Below are 20,378 nucleotides of genomic sequence, written 5' to 3' on the forward strand. Positions count from 1 at the left end.
CATGAACGTCATCAAAAGCAGACATGAATATGCATAATGATTATTTTAATCCTATCAGGGTTCATCGTTTATTTTTTCTAAAATCCGACATTAATGCCAACCGTGTAGGACTTGATATTTGGATACCCCATATAGTCCAACCCTACATTGCGGTTCGAGTCCTGAAAACTAACCTCTGGATCAAAGCCCTTATAATTCGTAAACGTGAGCAAGTTTTGGGCACTCGCAAAAATGCGTAAACGAGCCACTTGCAATTTTCCCAACATAAATTGAGGCAGATTATATCCCAACGCAATATTCTTTAAACGAAGGTAGGAACCGTCTTCTACCCAGCGAGACGAAACCTCTGGATTGTTGGCAGCGCTAGCGCGAGGCACGTTCGTGTTGGTATTACTTGGTGTCCACCGGTTCAAGGCATCTTTCGTAGCATTCCCCTTTCCCGCCATCCAATCCAACTCCATGCGTGTAATATTCAACATATCATTACCATAAGAACCCTGGAAAAAGATATTTAAATCAAAATTTTTGTATTTAAAATCATTGTTAAAGCCAAAAATAAAATCCGGATGCGGGTTTCCGATAATGGTACGGTCATCGGCGTTGACCACCCCGTCAGCCCCTTCAACTAAATTATTATCGGCGTTTCTGCCGTAAATATCACGATACTTCACGTCTCCTGGTTGTTTTCCGGGTTGAACGCTAAAATCATCTCCTTCCTGATAAACGCCGTCAAAGATCCATCCGAAAAAAGCGCCAACAACTTCGCCTTCCCGTAAAATCTGTGATTCCGTAGATAACATATGGCCAGGTATGGTATTGTACCGAATATCTCCTCCTGGTAATTCCAGAATCCTATTGCGATTAAACGTAATATTGAAATCACTGTTCCATTTAAACTCACCGTCCAAATTAACGGTTTGAAGGGCAAATTCCCAGCCTTTATTTTCTACACTTCCGATATTTTGTAAGGAAGTAGTGAAGCCTGAATATAACGGTAAGGGAACTTCGTAAAGCAAATCTGTAGTTTTCTTGTAATAATAATCGATCGCCAAATTAACCCGCCCATTCAAAAAGCCTACATCCAATCCCACATCGGTCTGCTTGGTTGTCTCCCACGTTAAATTTGGATTGGCTACGTTTGTTGGACGAACGGCATTCACGGGCATACCTCCCACCGTTGTCAATGTAGGAGAAAAACGTGCAAGTGATTGATAAGAACCGATTTCAGAATTCCCGGTCTCACCGAAACTAGCCCTTATCTTCAAGTTGCTAATACCCTCCACCTGCTGCATAAAGGGTTCCTGGCTGACGTTCCAAGCCAATGCACCGGAAGGAAAGAAGGCCCATTTATTATTAGTTCCAAAACGGGATGACCCATCATAACGACTGGTTACCGTCAATAGATATCTTCCTTTGTAACTGTAATTTAATCGACCATAAAAAGAAGACATGATCCAGTCAATTAATTCTGAAGCTGCATTTTGATAGTTTGAACCCGCACCCAGATTCCAAAAAGAAAAATTATCGGAAATAAAATTTCGATTATTTGCCTGCCAGGTTTCATTTCGTGAACTCTGATAAGAGTATCCGGCCATGGCATTTAGGTGATGGTCTTCATTGAACGAGCGGTCGTAGGTTAAGAAATTCTCATTAATAATATTGGTATTCTTATGTGCCGCCACCGATCCCACGCCGCCAAAATTTCTTCCTTCAACCAAAGCGGTGGAGATGTAATTCCCTGTACGTTGATTACTAATCTGTACCCCTAAAGTAGTTCTGAACTTCAGATCGGTCAATAATTCCACTTCCCCAAAGGCATTCCCCTGAAAAAGGTCGGTTACAACTTCATTTTCACGCTCACGGGCTACGGCAACAGGATTATCATGAGGGTCGCCTACTTGTTTCAGGGTGTAACTTCCCTCTTCAGTATACACGCCCTGCACTGGCTCAAAACGCAGGGCACCTGAGATTACTCCCGCACCACTGGTTCCACTGCTGGTTTCTTGGGTCCGCACGCCATTCAATGTGTTTCGGTTAAAAAAAAGACGCGTGCCTACCTTCACCCTGTCCGATATGGCCATATCGAGATTAGAGGTGCCTGATAAACGCCTGAAATCTGAGTTAAGAACGGTCCCCTTCTGTCCATAATGATTGATGGCGGTATAATACCGTACATTTTCACTCCCTCCGGATACTGTCAATTGGTTATTTGCTAGATTTCCGGTGCGAAAGATAAGATCTTGCCAATCGGTGCCTTCTCCATAAGACGCCGGATTAGGATAAGGCACCTCATTATTACCACTGTTTATATAGATATCATTGATATAGTCCGCAAACTCAGCTCCGTTTAAAAGTTCCAAGCGCTTTCCTATTTCCTGGATCGCAAAGGAATTGTTCAGGTCAATAGCAGGCTTACCTACTTTCCCTTTTTTTGTGGTGATCATAATCACACCATTCGCTCCTCTAGACCCATATATCGCCGTTGCCGAGGCATCTTTTAGGACCTCCACCGATTCTACATCCTCAGGCGGTGGCGGTGTACTCCCCGGAAAACCGTCAACTACATACAAGGGATCGCTGCTGGCGTTAATAGAGGTACCTCCCCTGATTCGCACCCTGGGGGCCCTTCCCGGCTCTCCGTTGATGCTGGATACCGCAACACCCGGAGCGCGCCCTTGTAAGGCTTGTGCTGTTCCAGCTAATGGAAAGGCACTGATTTCAGAAGAAGATACGGATGAAACAGCACCCGTCAAATCACTTTTCCGCTGTGTACCGTATCCCACCACGACCACTTCGTCAAGAGCTGAATCTTCTTCTATTAAGGTAATGCTTATCGTGGTTTGTCCATTCAAGGGTATTTCTTGACGTTGAAAACCTAAAGAGCTTATAATGATGACCGCATCGGCGGGGACGTTTAAGGAAAAGTTTCCTTGCTCATTAGACAATGTCCCCCTATTGGCCATCCCTTTCACGCTAATAGATACACCAGAAAGCGCCAGTCCATTTTCGTCAATCACCTTACCTTGGACAGTGATATCCTGCACTTTAAATGCGGTATGCTCCTTTCTGGAAATAACAATATTCTTTTCAACTATTCGATAACTTAGAGACTGTTCTGCTAAACATTGCTTCATAGCTTCGTCGATTGACGCCTCATTTAAGTCAACACTCACCAGTTGGGTGTTTTTAATAACACTTCCTGTATAAAGTATATTGTAACCGCTCTGTTTTCTTATTTCCGCTAGAACGATTTCCAGAGGCACATTCTTTTTACTAAGTGTTAACCGCTGCGCGAGAACAGTTCCTTGTACTTTCAACATGCCAAATAAGAGCAAGATGAATGACAATTTCATTATAAATATAGGTTTAATAAAGGCATAGATCTTCCAATCATGCCAAATAGCAGATTTTATTTTATACATTTGAGTAGGTTAAAGAATTGGTATGTTAGTATTAAATCTTTAATTCCCGAAGCAAATTGCTCGGGCAAGGTGTCAGGGGCGCCGCAAACCGCCTCTGATACTTTTCCTATTTAGTTACAAGAATTTTCCTCCCTTCTATTTTAAAATGTACACCCCCTGTTAATTCAATAGTCTTTAATAATTCTTCTATACGTTCAAACCTAGAAATCGTGCCTATGAACGTTTCACCAGTCATATCGCCCTGATACACCACATCGACATCGTACCAAAGCGCAATTGCCCGCATTACCTCTTCAATATGGTCGTTTTGAAAAACAAAATGCCCTTTTTTCCAGGCAAGGATATCATCTGTATCGACATTATGTATTTCGATATGACGTGTCTTTTTGTGCAGAATGGCCTGTTGTCCGGGACTTAAGAATATCCCGTCTGACGATGTGCTTCCATTGGCACTTAAATGCACTTTGCCTTCAACTAAAGTAGTTTTCATTTCTTGAAGATCTTCGTAGGCATTGACAAGAAAACTAGTTCCTAAAACCTGAATGCTTGCGTTACTTAATTTCACCACAAAAGGCTTATCTTCCTGCTTTGTTACTTCAAAATAAGCTTCACCAATCAACGAAATACTTCTTGTTAGCCCAGTGAATTGGGTTGGATAACTTAACGAAGAAGCCGCGCTCAACCATACTTTTGTTCCATCAGGCAAAATCATCTGATACTGCCCGCCTCGCGGTGTAGACAGTACATTCTCTTTTACCTGCTCACCTATTGATATGGTACCATTGGCATCTGTATGGTATATTAACTGGCCTTCCGCTGTTTTATGAATTGTTACGCCATCACCTATTTCCAGATAGCCGTCTATGCTGTCCAAAAAAATCGTCTTTCCATCTCCTATTGACAAGCTTGCCCTACTAGTTCCCGGTTTTATCACATCTCGCGTTAAAAGAACATTATCTTCAACAATGGATGAATGGTTATTCCGATGAAAATAAACACCTCCCATTAACAAAAGCATCACCGATGCAGCGATGAACCATTTTGTCAAAGATCTTTCTTTTACTGCTTTTTCTATAGGTATACTATCTAATAGACGCTGCTTTAAAACCTGCGTCTCAAGAGCCGTAAAAAGGTGCTTGTCATTTTTAAATGTATCTCTTGCCTTGTCAAAAAGCTGAAAAACTTCTTCTTTTCTATTAACATCATTTAAATACAGAAAAAGCTCCTTCCGTTCTGCTTCGGAAAGTGTATCATCAAACGCTTTATTAAATAATAATATAAGTCTATTTTTTTTCATAGGTCAACAACATGTCTCTATATCTCCATTAGAAACATAGCATCATTGGTCAATCAATATTAAAGACACGAAAAATTGTATTTATGGATATAGTAAATGAATTTTTTTAAAATAATTTATTATAAACGCAAAAATTAAGCTTGCAGATATAGCAGGGTATAGATTATACCGTATGTTTTCACATATTCACTAATAAATCGAAGCGCCAATTGCTGATATTTCGCAACAGACGCGCTTGAAATATTTAAGCGTTCTGCAATTTCCGGATTTTTTAAACCTTGCTGTCTTAACGTAAAAACTTTCTGTTGCTGCGGAGGAAGTTCATGTACCGCTTTTTCCACTAATTCATAATGTGCTTCTAAATAGCCTGTTTCTTCTTCTGAAATTTCCTTTTGGAAACCGACAGCCTGAAGGTAAGACCCCAACTTCTTTTCTTCGTTTACCATACACCGAATCTTGTTAAGTGTATGGTTTCTGGCAACAATAAAAAGATAAGCAGTAAAATCGGCTATTTTGTGAAGATCACTCCTGTTAATCCATACTTTTATAAAAATATCATGAACTGCCTCCTTAGTACTCTCTTTATTATTTAATAAACTATTTACAAAAATGCCCAATTCCTGATGATAGGCAAGAAATAATTCACTAAAAGCTGCTTCGTCATCTATTGCAATCCTTTGCAGCAAATCATACTCATTTTGTAACTTGGACAATAACATGGCTATAGGTTTATTATTAGCATCGTATTTAGCTCATCCTTGATAAAGCTAAATTATGCTTTTTATTAAAAAAATCGAAATTTTTAAACCGCGTGCAAAGTATCATAAACGGAATATCCCATGTTCTATTTTTTTTGAAAAAGACAATATCTTTTAAAAATTGGTTAAAATATATAAACGGAAAATAAGGCAAATCAGTTTTTTTTGTAAACGTATACATTACATTTATCGCTACCACCTAATAAACAAATGCACCTACCTCCTTTAGTATATGGCACCAGCAGTTTAGGGAATCTATATGAATACATAGACGAAAAGACCAAACATGAAATTATCGCCGCTTGCATAAAGCAGCGTGACTGGCAACCCGTATTCGATTCAGCGGGCAAGTATGGCGCAGGACTCGCCTTAGAAGTCCTTGGCCGATCACTAAAAAAATTGAAAATAAAACAAGAAGACGTCGTCATTAGCAATAAACTAGGGTGGTATAGAATACCTTTGCAGTCGAAAGAACCGAGCTTTGAAAAAGGTGTCTGGAAAAACATTCAACATGATGCCATACAAAAAATAAGTTATGATGGTATATTGGAATGTTTCGAACAGGGCAACGATTTGCTACAGGGATATAAACCCGGAATGGTTTCCGTCCATGATCCAGACGAGTTTTTAGCAAGGGCATCCTGCGTGAAAGAAGAAGAATTGCGATTAAAAAAAATATTGCAAGCCTATCAGGCCTTGGAATCATTAAAAATGCGGGGTGAGGTAACATCGATAGGTATAGGGGCAAAAAACTGGCGAATCATCCAAAAAATCAGTTCTCTTATAAAACTCGATTGGGTTATGATCGCCAATAGTTTAACCATACATCGGCATCCAAAAGCGCTACTAACGTTTGTCAAAGAGTTAAGAAAAAACGGAGCAAAAATCATCAATTCAGCCGTTTTCAATGGTGGCTTTTTAACGGGCGGAAACTATTATAATTATTTATACGTCGATGGTCAAAGCGATAGTGGCCGCGTATTGCATACCTGGAGAAAACTTTTTTTTGAGCAATGTCATACGTTTAATATCAATCCCGCCGCGGCTTGTATTTACTACGGTTTACATTTACCAGGCATAAGTAGTATTGCCCTTAACACCTCAAAATCGGCAAATGTGACACATAATATCAACGCTGTACAAACAATAATAGCGCCCGCCTTTTGGGAAGCGCTATTAAAAAAAGGATTGATAACGTCTATGCCTTGTCTCCCTCAATGAGCCGGCAAAGCTTTATACACAATAGTTCTTTTATCTATAAAAAATCATCATAGGGATTCAAGTATAGCCAATCAAGGCAAATCTATTTTACCTCGAAGGAAAAGGTTGAACCTATCCAAGAGGCGTCGTAAGCTTTTCCATTATGCGTACCGCTTGCTTTCTCATAATTCTGCGCTTCCACAACATAACGGCCAGGCCACAAAGGCGCAAATTCAAATGATCCATCCGCTTCGGTCGTAACTTCTTTTACCCAACCCTCGGGTGAAGCAACACTCACCGCTTTATTTGCTAAGGGCTTACCATTTAATTGCGCAAATAATTTGACTGACTTATTTTTTCCATAAATCTTATTGTCGTCACCATAAATTTTCAATGGATTGACATTCTGTTCAGTGTTAATTTTCGTTGCTTTGCCAACGGATACATAAGCCGAAGAAATAAAATGATACTTGGTGGTGCCACCTAATTCGGCAGCTTCGTGACTGACCAACAAAGTATAAACGCCGTCGTCCTCAGGAGTGAAATTAGCGGTATAAAATGACTCTCCTTCCGCCGTACTTAATTTCGTTTTCTCTCCCGTAGGACTAACCAACCATAGAGTGAAGGCATTTACATCCGAATACCATTTATCTGGCACATCACGCTCGTCTGTTGCGAATTCTCCATAAAAAATTTTTACTTCCTGTGTTGTGCCTTTTTTTCCGTAAGCAGCGGTTTCAATCCATAATGCATGCGCATGCACTTGTGTATAAATTGTTAAACATAGCAATGCTAGAATAGTGATTTTAATTGTTTTCATTTATTTTTTTTAAGTGAGCGGGTTTAATTACAACGACCCAAATATACCACAATTTAGAATTATTCCAAATAAATGCAAACTAAATTATTACCCCAAACACGTTTACACACTAAGGCTTTCTTGAAGTTTAGCTAGTCATGAGCAAAAACTAATACAAACAGTTGTATTATGTTATACAGTGATTCTTTAGTATTTTATCCAGTTATTGGTTAGTTTGCCAGCCGGAAGAAGACGGCATTAACACCGCTTTGAAAGAAGTCCATTTTTCTGAAAGTACACACATCGATTCAATCAATTGGGTAGAAGAGCTTCCCTAAGTAAACGATCAAGTTCATTTTTCCGAAGAAATCCGGCATATTTAAATTGCACATTTCCGTTGCTATCCAATATACACAATGTTGGATAGGAAAGTTCACCCTCTTCACTTTTTCCGAACCATTCGGCTAACTCGTGTAAACCCGTATCGACTCCGTTCGGTCGGTAACTGAAGTAACGACTAGCAAAGCGGATAGTTCTTTTTTCTTCGGCATCCAAAACCACATAATAATAGCTAGTCGCAACTAAGGAAGCGAGTGGTTCCTTTGCTAAGTTCTGCTTCATGGCATGACAATAGGCACACCAGTTAGTACCTATCAGTAAAATCACGGGCCGCTTTTCTTTAGCCTGTAAGGTGGGTAAACGTGTAATATCCACCGTATCTGCTGGTGCTGCAATAGCAGCAGTCTGCATTACGATAAAACAAATCAGCAAATAAAGAAAACGTAAAAACATAAAAATTCCTATATAGTCTTTTCAACTAACATTTACAAAGTCATTCTAATACCGAGAAAACCACGAATTCCTTGATTTGGCCCATAGGCATAACCATCTGGATCAAATTGTAAGGCATACGGGTTATTAGGAGTGGGTACAATTTGACCATCCGCGCCATACACTACCCTTTCGTTGTAAGGATCAAAGGCTCTTGTTACGGGCGACCTCACACCAGCCCCCTCTCCAGCTTCAAAGGCTGGTACACTTTTGGAAATTGTCCAATTCAATAAATTCTTTACGCCCCCATATACCTCGAAGCGTTCCGCAGCGTGCCAAGTCAATTGGACATTCTGTATACTCCAAACGGGTGAGTATTCCGGTCTCGGATCCAGATCGCTCAACAATGCCAAACGCATAGGTCCATATACATTCCCAGTATAGTCCACTTGGAGATTCCAAGGTCGAACCGTATAAGAAACCGCCCATGTTCCCATCCAATTTTCTGTTAAAATAGGCCTAAACTTTTCCATTGTACCATCGTCATTCCTTTCTTTGTTAAACACGTTCATCCATGTGCCTCCAGCGGTTATATTTAAGCCATTGTATAGCGCCAAGTCTGCATTTAGGCTTATCCCCCGCGTTACACCATGCCCATCCAAATTGCTATAAATAATCTGTTGTGGATTTTCATCGTAATCCGGTAATATTCGATTGGTAAAATAAGTATACCAGGCAGATGATTCTAAACCAAGCAAATTACCCTCTCCCAATTGTAATTTCTTAATGTAATTTAAGTTGACATTGACGCTGCGTTCTGGTTTTAAATCCTCCCTTATCACCACTTCCCTTGCTCCGGTAATCGCAGCATGGTCTTCGGTAAAAAGATTAACCACACGAAAACCTGTACCTGCATTCAAACGTATAATATCCTGATCGGTGACACTCCATTTATAAGCCAGTCGAGGAGTGAAAATATGACCATGCTGTGAATGGTAATCGTATCGCATGCCCAGTAATAAACGATGTTTTGTTGCAAGGCCGATTTCATCTTGCAAAAAAATACCAGGCATGGTTATTTTACTGGCTTCATTTGCGGTGGCCGGGGTATTATCATTATAGTAGGTATAACGTAGTGCAGCACCTGCCAACAGGTCATGCTTTCCCATTTGTTTGTCCCAAGTAAGTTGTCCGAAAGCAATACGTTGTTTGGCCAAATACCATTCGTCTCCATAAACGGAGTTTTGATCATGATCGTTGTAAGAAAACATGAAGAACATTTTTTCCCGAACGGGTAATTGATAGTTTCCCAAAACTTCCCAACGTTTCGTGTAAACACTCTCCCCATACACTTCTTCACTGCCCCTATAAGACCGGTTCCAGTCTGTTTGGCCTCCCCATCGATCTTCATAAAGGTAGCGCCCTGCCAATGAAAACAGCCGGTTTTCCTTTCTATCAAAATTCCATTTCTGAAACACCGATATTCTATCCTGCAAAGCCATATCGGTAAAGCCATCCTTATTATGATCGATCCGATTGCTAAAATTAAAATAGTTGATCCCGGTTAATACATTGGCTTTTTGACCCACATACTGCCTTAAACCTAGATCTGCATTGTACTCCCCCCAGGTAGTCGCAAACACGTCAGCACTTAGTCGTTGCGCTTGTTGAGGCTTTTTCGTGATCACATTGATAAGACCTCCCACCGCTTCCGAACCATATAAGGAAGACGCAGGCCCTTTTACGACTTCCACACGCTCAATTAAGGAGAAAGGAATACCAGATAATCCATATACAGTCGAAAGACCGCTTACAATAGGCATACCGTCAATCAATACCATGGTGTAGGGACCTTCCAAGCCATTTATATGGATATCACCGGTATTGCAGACATTGCAATTGATCTGAGGTCTGACACCGTTAACCAGTTGTAAAGCATCAAATAAGGTCGGAACTGGATTCTTTTTGAAAAATTGATGATTATACACCTCCACTGGCACTGGCGTTTCCAATCGATTCACTTCTTTCATTGTGCCTGTTATCACGACTTCTTCCAGACCTCCTTCCACGGGCTTCAATGCAAAATTCAAGGTCTGCACGGTATCTCCGGATACATTAACTGATTTACTTAACGGCTCGTAGCCCACCATACTGACACTTACTCGATAGGTTCCGGTCGATAATGATAAGTAATATTCTCCCTCAGCGCCCGATACCGTACCGATCGGGGAACGCTCCACTTTCACCGTAACGCCTTCTACCGGTACGCCATCACTTGTGATTACTCCTTCTAGTGTAACGGACTGTTTGGCCATTAGGCTGAATGGTAACAGCAAATAAAATAAAATAAAGTGAAGTTGCTTCATGTTTGTCTTTTATAGTATTAGTATAACCTTACAAAGTATTTTTACAATACAAAACTACAAAAGTTAGTTTTATCTAACAAATAAATATCAAACAAAACTAACTTTTAATAAAAGCAATAAAGTTGCATTTATGCAAAGGTATATTTTTATCTGTTTCAGCAAAGCTTGAACTGTAAAATAGGTTAGTATTTCGTTAAGAAAACTCTTGGTTTTCTTAACGAAATACTGAATTAATTCTCTTAATAATCTTAAAGCCCTATTTTTGAACGAGACGAGACAAGTTTCGCAAGGATGGTTGAGATCCTATCACTAGAAATTTAACGAGTTGCAACCAAAACCTACCTACCGGTAGGCTGGGGAAACATTAAAAATTATAGAGAAATTTAAGCAATCTCTTAATTGGAAAAACTTATGGGATAGTATTTATGAACTACAAAATAAAATACTATCGCCTTAATGACAGGCAACCGTTTTCGGAAAAGAACATTTCACTTAGCCGCCATGCCAAAGTACATAGCGACTAAATTTTATTTACTGATATAATCCATTAAACAACAACTTAAAAGTCGCGTGCGTTTGTCCTCTGTTGGTGATTTCGGGTCCAAAAGCGTAGAACATACCTTTACCAACTGGCGTATAAAAGGCGGCCACTCCTCGTTCCAGGTGTGATTGTCCCCATGCCCACCCACTTTTAAGTGGCTTATCAGAATCAAAGGTAAGCAAAGGTTTCACATCGTTTGCTCCATCCTTTATCAGGAACGTTTCGCTATTGTTAAATACGACATCTACATAACTGGATAAACCCCAGTTGGGCATCAAGGTAGTATCCACTTTGACGGTCAGTATACTACTTGGAATATAAAACTTATCTCCCCCCAGCGGAACAGGTTTACCATCTTTCACGTCCGTCAACAGATTTTCCACAGGCAACTTAAAATGATAAGCTAACTTAGTCGCATTCCCGACGGAAATGATCCTTCCACCATCCGTTAAAAAGCGCTTCAGCTGCGGAATCGATTTTTCCACACTGAGTGTACCTAGCAAGTAATGGTATTTTTCCGGCACTTCCTCCTTCTCGGGCATTCTGAAGTAACGACTAGACCTATTGTTATCAGCGCTAAGTGCTGGTACTCCACCACCGATGAAGAGTATAGCATCGTATTTTTTATGTAGGTCGCCACTATCAATATCTTGTGGATATACCACTTGGAAATCGAAGTGATATTGTTCCATCAGCCAACGCACCCACCCCGAAGGCATAGAGCCCCCATAATAGTCGAATAAACCTATTCTACTCGATTTTATTTCAGTCATTTGCTTAGGCCTGCTTGTTATCGATTGGACAGGGATTCCGTAGCGACTCGCAACCTGTTTTAACATATTAGCATTCTCTGCTTCCACATAAAAAGAACCACGTGGAGCCATTTCTACTGCTTCCGAAATTCTGTACACTTTCGTATTCGCTTTTAAAAGATCATTTGCTACCGTAAAAGCGTCATTCATCTGCGCACTGATCAAATAACCGCCCTTAGCGGTGGGGATCTCGTTCGCTGATAACTGCTGTAACACACCATAACCTACCGGCTCGAAAGGCCCGTCAAACGTATCCAACAAGCGGTCGAACTTTACCCCCATTTGGAAGGCCAATGTCCAACCGGCAGCATCATAGGGCTTCACTGGAGGACCTCCCGGATATTGAAAATCATTTGGATGGTTTTGGGGTTCAAACATATCCAATACATGTGCCCGGAAAGCTTGACCCGTTTTAACGATATAGGAGCCCACGGGATAAGACTTGTCATCCACTTGGAAATCATCAGTTGCTTTATGCACCTGTATTCCAGATTTGATAAGCGCATTAATAAATTTAACAGCCGTTGGAAAGTCAGCTTGATCGGCAGGGACAATATAGCCCTTTGCATCACGATAGCTTGGATTTTTTAATACCTGTTCGTAATACGCTTTTGGTATAGTATCCCCTTTTATTTTTCCGGCATCTTTATCGCGTTGATAGGCAAGCTCAATGGAGTCTACATAACGTGGTAACAGCGTCCAGCTATCGCTATCTCCTTTGTCAATCGCATTTCTGCCCATTACATACATATTATAAAGCAATTCGTCGCCATGCCGTTGAGCGTAACCTAAAATGCTATAATTTAATGATACGGAGTAATCTATGGATTGTTTAAAGTGCCAGGTCTGTGGTGTAACAGGATTTGGTGTAGCATTGTTCGGTATGAGTCTTTTAGGAACTAATGGTACTTCCTCTGGTGTGGGGTTACCAATAATCTCCGTCAGTATACCGATCATATTATGAAAATAAGGCGTTGTGCGCAGTCCGCCATTCCACCAGGTGGAAAACACCGAACCGCTCAAGCGTGTGTATCCTGGTTTATTTTCAGCATTCAAACGGTTATTCATCGACGCAGCAACGCCATCGATGCTGGTAATGATCAAGGGGTCAAAAACATGGTTAAACGGATCCCGGTATGGCGGCCCCGCTAACACCGAGCCTTCAGGACCCCGCTGATGGTGATTATAAACGATCTGGGGCATCCATTCGATGTATTGCTGACGGGCAATATTTGTGCTCTCTTTCATGTTCATCATAAAGAAATCACGGTTATTATCATGCCCTATGTACTTCTGGTATAAGCGGGGAATACGCATATTACGCTTAGTGGGATCTTTTTCCTGCATATACCAGGAACTCATGAGCTCCTGTCCATCAGGATTTACCTGCGAGAGCAAGATAATCACGTTATCCAAAATAGTCTTGTTCTCTTTGTCGTTACGGCTTACCAACTGATAAAACGTTTCGATCAGCTGATGCGCTCCTACGGTTTCATTGGCATGCAAGCCGCCGTCTATCCAAACAACTGGCTTACCTTCCCAAGCCAATTGCTTAGCTTCCTCGCGGGAAAGTCCTTCTGCGCGCGCTAACTTTTGGGAAATCTCTTTATACCGGTCAACTCGCTGTAGATTCTCCGCCGATGACACCACCCATACGTATTGTTTCCGCCCTTCTTCTGTTAAACCAATTTCAATGGTTTTAACACGATCCGAAACAGCATCAACCTCTTGAAAATACGCCTCCAATTGGCTATACGTTGCCAATTGGTAGTCGTCACCAATGGTAAAGCCAAAGTGCGCCTTAGGGTCGGGTATTATCTGCCCCTTTACCGACTGACTCACACCTATGGTGTAACATAAAAGAAGTATCCAGGAAATTTTGTTTAAATATATCATAACGTCATTCTATATCATCTGTCATCAGCCATTTATTCGTAAATCAGGCATACTTTTGGGTGCTGAAAGAAATAGCCGGAGGATGGTCACCGGCACATTGCGCTAAAATAACTTTTTTCAGTGGATAAATCTATAATTTAAAGGTCGGATCAATAAAAAACAGGAGCTGTCTAAAAAGCCCTATTAATAGAAGATCCCCGATACTGAAAAAGTGTCGGGGATTTTTATTTTTTGTCCTAAAAAACAGTTATTTTTAGGTGCACCCAAACAATATGGCAAACATACTATTCAAAGCATTACCGTCCAACAGTCCGAGCCTGTTTCCGGAAGATATTTTTGCAAAGATCCCAGAGAACCACCCGGTACGTCTGGTAAATGCAGTGGTTGACAGACTGAACATCGACCACATCATAGGACAGTACAAAGGTGGCGGCACGAGCAGTTTCCATCCGCGTATGATGATCAAAGTGCTGTTCTATGCCTATCTGGGCAACATCTATTCGTGCCGCAGGATAGAAAAGGCCTTACAGGAGAATATCTATTTCATGTGGCTTTCGGGCCACAGTGCACCGGATTACCGAACGATCAACCACTTCCGTGGCAAAAGACTTAAAGGGCATATCCATTCCCTTTTTGCCGATGTTGTCCGTTTGCTTGCCGAACTGGGCTATGTAAGCCTAAAGGTCCAGTACATAGACGGTACAAAGATTGAATCGGCGGCAGGCCGTTACACTTTTGTATGGAAAGGTTCGGTGGAAAAGAACAAAGCAAAACTGGAAAATAAAATACAGTCGGTCCTCTCGGACATTGAATCACAGATAAAACAGGACCAATCGGAACTGGGCAGGGATGAAACACCCAAACCTATTAAGAGCAATGAGCTCAGGGACAGACTTTCTTTACTGAACGAAAAGCTCAAAGCAACAGCAAAACCTACCCAAAAACAGCTTAAAAAGCTGCGGGAAGAACATCTTCCAAGGCTGGAAAAGTACGAAAAGCAATTGGCTACACTGGGGGAAAGGAACAGTTACAGCAAAACCGATGAAGATGCCACCTTCATGCGGCTGAAAGATGACCACATGCAGAACGGGCAGCTCAAACCGGCCTACAACACGCAGATCAGTACGGAAGAACAGTTCATCACCCACTACAGTATCCACCAGACAAGCACCGATACCACCACATTGGAAGACCATCTTGATAGCTTCGAAGATCAATATAACAGGCAGAGCGATATGGTGGTGGCCGATGCCGGTTACGGAAGTGAAGAGAACTATGAAATGCTGGAATCAAAGAACATAGAAGGTTACGTGAAATATAATTACTTCCACAAAGAGCAGAAACGCAACCAGAGGAACAATCCTTTTCTATTACAGAACCTGTATTATCATAAAGAGCAGGACTTCTATGTGTGCCCGATGGGACAGAAGATGGAGTTTGCCGGTAAGGGAATACGCAAAAGCACCAATGGATATAGTTCCCGGGTGAGCTATTACAGGGCCGAACGCTGTGAAGGCTGCCCGCTTCGGGGGCAGTGCCATAAAGCGCAGGGAAACAGGATCATCGAAGTCAACCACCGGTTGAACGAACTGAAGACCAGGGCACGCGAACGTCTAACATCGGAAACAGGAAAGTACCACCGGAGTAAACGCCCCATAGAAGTGGAGGCGGTCTTCGGACAGATGAAAAGCAACAACAGATTCAACAGGTTAACCATGAGGGGGCTTGAAAAGGTCGATATTGAGTTCGCCCTGATGTGTATAGGGCATAACCTGAGAAAATGGTCGAAAAAGCTCCTGAAAACAACTTCGTCAGGCCCAAACAACGAACCTAAATACAATAATCCCCTTATTTATGACCCCAAATGGATAAACTACTGCTATCAACCATTGGTCGCAGAGTAACATCCTAAAACCGATAGACTCTACAGGTAGATACAAAAAGAAAGAAGGCGCCCTTTTTAGACGCCTTCCTATAGCATCAAATGGCGTTTTGATACGTTATTGAATAACTGTAAATCGTGTTATTTATAGCGTATGCTGAATATTGGCGACCGTCAGGTCTCCGACATTTAATTCCCCCGAGCTTTGCACCAGTAGCTGATCGAACACCTGATTTGGAAAAAAAACGCTCGTCATCACGCTCAGGCCATCATCGGCAAAAAGCTCCACAGAAGCTACATCGATCAACAATTTCATTTGTAGCTTTTCGCCTTTGGCGATACGGGGTGCTTCATGCCTTTGTCCAAAATCCGACTCAAAATCGATTTTCCCCGATTTTGAGCGATCGATATAATAGGTATTTTGCTGTTTATCATAGCCGATCAAGATCTCTTCTCCCAACTCATTTGCGAGTTTCACCGCAAAACTCTCCCTATCCGCCCCTTTTAGCTCAAGCAGATATTTACCCTCGAAAGACTTAACCTTCGTCGATAAATCGTGATTACCTTCGATCATAAGGTCATTTTCGGTGTGGGCGTCTTCCACGATATGCTCCAATTCTTTAACAGGCGTCGATGTCAGAAAAACATCTTCCCCTACTTTTTTCAGCTCCAATTCGCGGGCGATGGTTGCGGCTCCGCGCCAGGCTTCTGTTGGCACCTCATTGGCATATTGCCAATTGTTCATCCATCCGATAAACACTTTTCTGTCGCCGGTATTAGACCAAGTTATTCCGGCATAATCGTCCGGACCGTAATCCAGCCAGCGGGTGTCTTGATGATCAGGAACAAAGCTCTTACCGTCGAACTGCCCAACAAAGTACTGTGTGGCAGATCCCCCATTTGGACCGCCCGGGTTAATACTCACGATCAATACCCATTTCCCTTCTCCATCAACAGATAAACTAAAAAGGTCCGGACATTCCCAGACGCCACCATGTGCACCGATATTTTCTCCAAATTCACTTAACCTGGTCCACTGTTTTAAGTCTGGTGAACCGTAAAAGGTTATGGTTTGTTTTGTAGCCAAGGTCATGATCCATTGTTTGGAATTCTCGTGCCACATCACTTTTGGGTCCCTAAAATCCCAAATTCCCGGGTTGGGCAGTACCGGATTACCTTCATATTTTGTCCACGTTTTTCCCTCGTCTGTGCTATAAGCCAAACTCTGATTTTGATGCAAGCCCGTCTTAGCCTCTTCAACTTCATGACTATGGTGCGTAAATATCGCAACGAGCGCGTTTTCGCCAAATCCGGCGGTATTATCTTTATCGACGACCGCACTACCAGAAAATATAGTCCCCAAACTATCGGGGAATAAAGCAATAGCTTGCTCCTCCCAATGGATCAAGTCTTCACTGATCGCATGCCCCCAATGCATCGGCCCCCATACATTGCTATCCGGGTTATGTTGAAAAAAAAGGTGGTATTTACCATTTAGATAGACCATTCCATTAGGATCATTCATCCATCCGTTTTTAGGAGAAAAATGAAATTGAGGTCGATATTGTTCATGATCATCCATATCGTTTTCTCCGTCGCCCCGTTGTTTACTGTCGCACCCCAAGGCCAAAATAGCCATGGAAAAAATTGTTAATATACTTTTCTTCATCTTTAAGGATTTTAAATAATAATACGTTTACTTTATATTAGACACCTGAATAGCAGAAAGGTTGGCCTGTGTGCCTTCTGCCCTAACTCCCCAGCTTTTATTTTGCATACCGTAAATACGGTTACTCAAGGCTACTTTTCCATCCACATACAGTACACATACGGTTCCGTCTGTTACTAAACTTATCTCATATGTTCTGCCTGCCTGGAGATCAAAAGGTACCCGAGTCATCTCCTCGCCAAGGTTGTACCCTGCTATTCGCTGCCGTTCCGGTTCAAAGGTAATCGTGTAACTTTCATTGTTTTCTTCATCCATATTAAAGAGAAAAGAAATATTTCCGGAAGCATTGGTTAATTCCAACTGGGCATTAATACGTTGCGTGCCTTTTATTTCCTCAAATTGCAGCTCTGCCGGATTAGCGTTTGCATCTAATATTAATTCCTCACCATTTTCCGTCACATTATTGCTCTTCGTGGTCAACTGTACAGCCTTTGCATCAACAAAATGCTGTTGCACCTCATCAGGAATCCTCACCCCCAAACTTCCGTCATCCTGCCTCACAATTTCATGCACGATTAGGTTTCCTGCCCAGGTACACTCACCACTATTATTCTCCGGACGCCTACGGTGCGCCCAGGCAAAAGCATAACGTTTATCACCGTCGGACGCCGTCTTTGCCGCATAGAACTGATGGCCATCGAACATATCCTGTCCGCTTGCCGGTTTTCGCCAGGGGCCTTTGGAAGAATGTGCTATCCGATAATGTGTACCGGGACTATCACTCCAATCTTCCGCAAAAACCAGGTAGTATAAATCGCCCATTTTAAAAATATCGGCACACTCCAACATCAAATAATCCCCTTCCACATCTAAAGGGCCTACAGGTTCCCAAGTAGCCGATGATGGGTCATCCGACGTAAAAAGTAATAATACACCTTTACCGTTTTGCTGCGTGCTTACCAATAGCCAATATTCCCCAAACTCATCATTATAAAAAACGTGTGGGTCGCGAAAGTCAAAGCCCGAATAACCTTCAGGTGCTTTCAACAGAAAATCGTCCCGTTGTGTCCAGCTGTTCAGATCGGTACTGGTAGCGAGCATCACCGCTTCCCGATTATTATTGCTTACCCAACCCGGATTATTGTTCTGCAGCCAGCTGTTGCTGCCATTATGCCCCGTAAAATAGAAGTGGAAGGTATCATCAACACGTACCGTAGAACCCGTACCTATCAAATGATACTGTGTATTCACACTTCCGTAGGGTATCATTTCTCCAGCATAATGATAATCCACCAAACTTGTCGTGGTAAATTTATGAACAGGGTGCTGCCCCGCACTACGCTGTTTTTCTTTATCCGTAGCATCATGGAGAAAGAAAATTTCAAACTTGCCATCATAAAAATAAGGCATCACATCACCTACCCATCCTGTTGTTGGTTGGGGATATATTCTCGGTACATAATCATCCGGCCAGTCTTCTAAAGACGGCGCATTATCCTTACTACAAGCTACGAGACCTATGAATAATGTTATCGCTAAAAAAATTTCTTTCAAATACATATTGTTTTTTTTAATTACTCTTCAGATAATCAATCGTGTTTTTGGTAAGTTGCCGGATATTGTTCATATACCGGTTATCTGTGCTCGCTCCATTTTGCGGTTCTGAGTACCAGTCGTATGCGCCAAAGGCAATAATGACCACATTTCCCTGCGATCCGCTATCTGGCCATTCCGCAATACCTACTCTGCCATCAAAATGATCGTCCCATGCTTCTGAAGCCAGGTTTATACCGCCGGTTTCGCTGCGCCAGGTAGCAGCGTCGCCATAACCTCCCCATTCAGGCAGGAACCACCATGCCGTATGGTTCAATCGAAAAGTTCCGCTGGCCAACAAGTAAGCTTTTCCCTCCTCAAAGGTGTCCAGGCCCTGAAAAATCGGGTGATCCTCGCGTCCTTTAAAAGATATCCCCCAATCGCTGTTTTCTTCAATGAAACCATTCGGCAGAAAGTCGCCAAAAACATTATTCGGCCCTCTTCCGTCAGGAACAACCCCTAATGCCTCCACATATTGCACAGCAAAAGCACTCAATAGAAGACTACCACCTTCACTTCGGTAAGTTTTGAGTGTGTTTATGACCTCATTCGTAAGTGCTATTGCAGGTAATTCCTGTGCTGCATCAAAATGCCACCAGATCACTTGGTAATTGGACAAGTTTCTGCCAGAGGCAATACTTTGAAAGGAGATATACTCTGCATCGGGATAGGCGGCAAAGAACCAGTCGGCCGCAGCTTTTTCATCGGGATTACCAATAGCTTCCCGACTAGCTGCAAGCCCTAAAAAGGCATATGCACTGATGGAATTGCTGATGATATGTACTTGATAAGTGACCGTTTCCTCTCCAAGAGCAAAGGTATAATCCAGCGACTGCGAGAAATCCTGCGCTTCGTTATTAGCCGGGCTTGTCGACACACCTTCCAGTAATTCAATCTCCGGTGTCAAGGTACGCAAATCTGTTCCATCGGGTAAAACCAGCGAAACCGTTCTGTTCGCATGATCGATCGTTGCCTCCTCATCATTGATGCGAAATGCAATCAAAGGAGGGATGATTTTTGCGGTTACGGTATAACCCTTATATATATTACCATTGGTTATACGGTAACTAATGGTTCCCGTGAAGTTGACGGCTTCTCCCGGCGCAGGTTTGCTCAAGGCATCCAGCGGTAGGCCTATCTCAGGAATCAAGGCTTCCAGATGGGTGCCAAAGGGTAAGTTAACAACAATTTCACCGGTCTGTTGGTTAATTTCACCGGCCACATTATGTAGCTTAAAAGACGTCAGCTGTACCTCCGCATGGAGATTGAAGTCCTTATTTCCTTCTTTCTTGCAGGCCGCACCTCCCAATAGGAAGATAGCTAACAAGAACTTTATCCGATTCAAATAGTTGATCATATCATTTGCTTATAA

The 20,378-nt window shown here is 42.1% G+C and carries 11 protein-coding genes and 1 pseudogene; 2 read left to right on the forward strand and 10 right to left on the reverse strand.

Going from position 1 to position 20,378, the window contains the following annotated elements; translation table 11 throughout:
• Window positions 1–77 precede the first annotated feature (77 nt).
• From H8S90_RS21780 to H8S90_RS21790, 3 genes are all read right to left on the reverse strand, one after another.
• The gene (locus H8S90_RS21780; RefSeq protein ID WP_187339899.1) at window positions 78–3,422 is read right to left on the reverse strand and encodes a TonB-dependent receptor; all 3,345 of its coding nucleotides are present in this window, start codon (window positions 3,420–3,422) and stop codon (window positions 78–80) included.
• A gap of 106 nt (window positions 3,423–3,528) precedes the next feature.
• On the reverse strand, window positions 3,529–4,719 hold the full coding sequence (locus H8S90_RS21785) for a FecR family protein (protein ID WP_187339900.1): 1,191 nt from the start codon (window positions 4,717–4,719) through the stop codon (window positions 3,529–3,531).
• 134 nt (window positions 4,720–4,853) lie between these two features.
• Window positions 4,854–5,438, reverse strand: a complete 585-nt coding sequence (locus H8S90_RS21790) for an RNA polymerase sigma factor (RefSeq protein WP_187339901.1) — start codon at window positions 5,436–5,438, stop codon at window positions 4,854–4,856.
• A gap of 249 nt (window positions 5,439–5,687) precedes the next feature.
• On the opposite strand from H8S90_RS21790, the gene H8S90_RS21795 reads away from it, so the two are divergent.
• Window positions 5,688–6,698, forward strand: a complete 1,011-nt coding sequence (locus tag H8S90_RS21795) for an aldo/keto reductase (RefSeq protein WP_187339902.1) — start codon at window positions 5,688–5,690, stop codon at window positions 6,696–6,698.
• Between the two features lie 82 nt (window positions 6,699–6,780).
• Here the strand turns inward: H8S90_RS21795 and H8S90_RS21800 are convergent, their stop codons facing one another.
• From H8S90_RS21800 to H8S90_RS21815, 4 genes are all read right to left on the reverse strand, one after another.
• A complete protein-coding gene (locus H8S90_RS21800) occupies window positions 6,781–7,497 on the reverse strand; it encodes a DUF4198 domain-containing protein (protein WP_187339903.1) in 717 nt (238 codons plus the stop codon).
• A 291-nt stretch (window positions 7,498–7,788) separates the two neighbouring features.
• Window positions 7,789–8,268, reverse strand: a complete 480-nt coding sequence (locus H8S90_RS21805; RefSeq protein WP_187339904.1) for a thioredoxin family protein — start codon at window positions 8,266–8,268, stop codon at window positions 7,789–7,791.
• 32 nt (window positions 8,269–8,300) lie between these two features.
• Window positions 8,301–10,613, reverse strand: a complete 2,313-nt coding sequence (locus tag H8S90_RS21810; RefSeq protein ID WP_187339905.1) for a TonB-dependent receptor — start codon at window positions 10,611–10,613, stop codon at window positions 8,301–8,303.
• Between the two features lie 531 nt (window positions 10,614–11,144).
• On the reverse strand, window positions 11,145–13,862 hold the full coding sequence (locus H8S90_RS21815; RefSeq protein ID WP_187339906.1) for a M14 metallopeptidase family protein: 2,718 nt from the start codon (window positions 13,860–13,862) through the stop codon (window positions 11,145–11,147).
• A 272-nt stretch (window positions 13,863–14,134) separates the two neighbouring features.
• On the opposite strand from H8S90_RS21815, the pseudogene H8S90_RS21820 reads away from it, so the two are divergent.
• Window positions 14,135–15,658: pseudogene (locus H8S90_RS21820) on the forward strand (IS1182 family transposase); the annotation flags it as partial.
• Between the two features lie 231 nt (window positions 15,659–15,889).
• On the opposite strand, the gene H8S90_RS21825 reads toward H8S90_RS21820, so the two are convergent.
• From H8S90_RS21825 to H8S90_RS21835, 3 genes are read right to left on the reverse strand one after another with little or no spacing between them, the layout of a single operon-like run.
• Window positions 15,890–17,413, reverse strand: coding sequence for a glycoside hydrolase family 32 protein (locus H8S90_RS21825; RefSeq protein ID WP_187339907.1), 1,524 nt, complete (start codon window positions 17,411–17,413; stop codon window positions 15,890–15,892).
• A gap of 27 nt (window positions 17,414–17,440) precedes the next feature.
• Window positions 17,441–18,967: a glycoside hydrolase family 32 protein gene (locus tag H8S90_RS21830; protein WP_222852160.1), complete on the reverse strand. Its 1,527-nt coding sequence runs from the start codon at window positions 18,965–18,967 to the stop codon at window positions 17,441–17,443.
• Window positions 18,968–18,983: 16 nt separating this feature from the next.
• Window positions 18,984–20,363: a DUF4960 domain-containing protein gene (locus H8S90_RS21835; protein ID WP_187339909.1), complete on the reverse strand. Its 1,380-nt coding sequence runs from the start codon at window positions 20,361–20,363 to the stop codon at window positions 18,984–18,986.
• Window positions 20,364–20,378: the final 15 nt, after the last annotated feature.

The organism is Olivibacter sp. SDN3, from assembly GCF_014334135.1.
Lineage (GTDB): Bacteria > Bacteroidota > Bacteroidia > Sphingobacteriales > Sphingobacteriaceae > Olivibacter.